Genomic DNA, 1752 nt, shown 5'->3' on the forward strand with positions numbered 1-1752 from the left:
CCGCCCGCCCCACCCACCGCGCCCCCCCCGCGAAGCCGCGCACCCGGGAACCCGCACGCCCCGGGCCCCGGCCCGCGCCCCGGCTCTCGTACGACATGTCCGCCCTGTGCGAGGCCGCCAAGGGGCGCGTGGACCCCGCGATCGTCGCCCTGTGCCGCTAGGGGGCCACGTCCTGGGGCTCAGGCCGGCGCTGTCGGTGGCGTGTGGCACAGTGCACCCCGTGAACGAGGACATGCACGGCGCGGCACTGGTGGACCGGGTGATCGCACGGGTCCGGGAGCAGGGCTGGCCCACCTGCGACGCCCCGGACATCGACGGGCCGGTGCCGCTGGCGCCCGAGGTGCTCGACCGGCTCAGGCTGCCCGGCGACCGGCCGCTGCCGCCCAGCCTGCGCCGCTGGCTCGCCTTCGACGGCTCCTGGCTCGCCGACGTCGGCTGGTACGAGGACCCGGCCGAGCCCGTCTTCGGCGACCGCGGGCTCGGCGCGACGGCGGAGTGGATGTACGGCTCCGGCGACGGCATGGCCGGCCTGTTCGCCGACTTCGAGAAGCTGCTGCCCGCCGTCTGCCTGCCGCTGGTCGGCGGCACCGACTCGCGCCGCCTGCTCTACCTCGGCTCGCCGGACTCCACGGGCGAGTACCCGGTGCTGGTGACCGACGTCGACGACCTGGCGTACGTGGCCGTGATGTACCCGGGCCTCGACGTCTACCTCGCGGACCTCGCCGAGGTCGTCGACCTGGACTTCGACAGCTACACCTCCCTCGCCGAACACCCCGAGTACGCCGCGCGCATGGCCGAGCACGCCGAGAACACCGGACTCGGCGCCGACGGCCTGGAGTTCCACGAACTCGACTGGCTCGACCTCGACTAGTAGGTCCTGGACTTCCCCCGCCGGCCGGGGAATTGGGTGGATGCGGCCGCTCCGGATACCTACAGTGACCGGACACCCGTCCGCCGAGCTGGAGTCCCCCATGCGTACGCACTACCCCCGCACCGCGCACCTGCCGTGGTCCCCCGGCGCCACGGCGGACGACGTGCGCGCCGGCGGGACGGCGGCGCTGGCCGGGCGGGAAGTGGTGGTCACCGAGAAGCTCGACGGGGAGAACACCACCCTGTACGCGGACGGGCTGCACGCCCGCTCGCTCGACTCCGGCCACCACCCCTCCCGCGCCTGGGTCAAGGGCCTCCAGGGCCGGATCGGGGCGCGGATCCCCGCCGGGTGGCGGGTGTGCGGGGAGAACGTGTACGCCCGCCACTCGCTCGGTTACGAGGAACTCGACGGCTGGTTCTACGGGTTCTCCGTGTGGGACGGCGACCACTGCCTGGACTGGGACCGCACGGTGCGGTTCCTGCACCGGCTCGGCGTCCCGGTCCCCCGGGTCCTCTGGCGCGGGGTCTACGACGAACGGGCGCTGCGCGGGCTGCGGATCGACACCGCCCGCCAGGAAGGGTACGTCGTCCGCACGACGGCCGGCTTCGACCGCGCGGACTTCGGGCGGTACGTGGCCAAGTGGGTGCGCGGCGGGCACGTCCGGACCGACACCCACTGGATGTACGCCCCCGTCGTACCCAACGGACTCGGCCCGGCCGCGCCCCTGTGGGCGGTCCGCTCGGGCTCCGAACCGGACCCCGCCGGGCTGCTCGCCGCCGTCGGCGCCGGCACCCCGGCCCGCCCCGGGGACGACCGGACCGTCGCCGAGGTCACGGCCCTGCTGGACGGCGCCGGCCGGACCGGCGAGACCCGGCTGGCCG

The 1752-nt window shown here is 75.2% G+C and carries 2 protein-coding genes; both read left to right on the plus strand.

The genetic code is table 11. The features are described from left to right. Positions 1 to 220 precede the first annotated feature (220 nt). Positions 221 to 871, plus strand: a complete 651-nt coding sequence (locus AB0F18_RS39190) for a hypothetical protein (RefSeq protein ID WP_362070314.1) — start codon at positions 221 to 223, stop codon at positions 869 to 871. A gap of 100 nt (positions 872 to 971) precedes the next feature. Further along, positions 972 to 1752: RNA ligase family protein (locus tag AB0F18_RS39195; protein WP_362070317.1), on the plus strand; the 781-nt coding region annotated here is incomplete at its 3' end.

The organism is Streptomyces sp. NPDC029216, from assembly GCF_040648015.1.
Classification (GTDB): domain Bacteria; phylum Actinomycetota; class Actinomycetes; order Streptomycetales; family Streptomycetaceae; genus Streptomyces.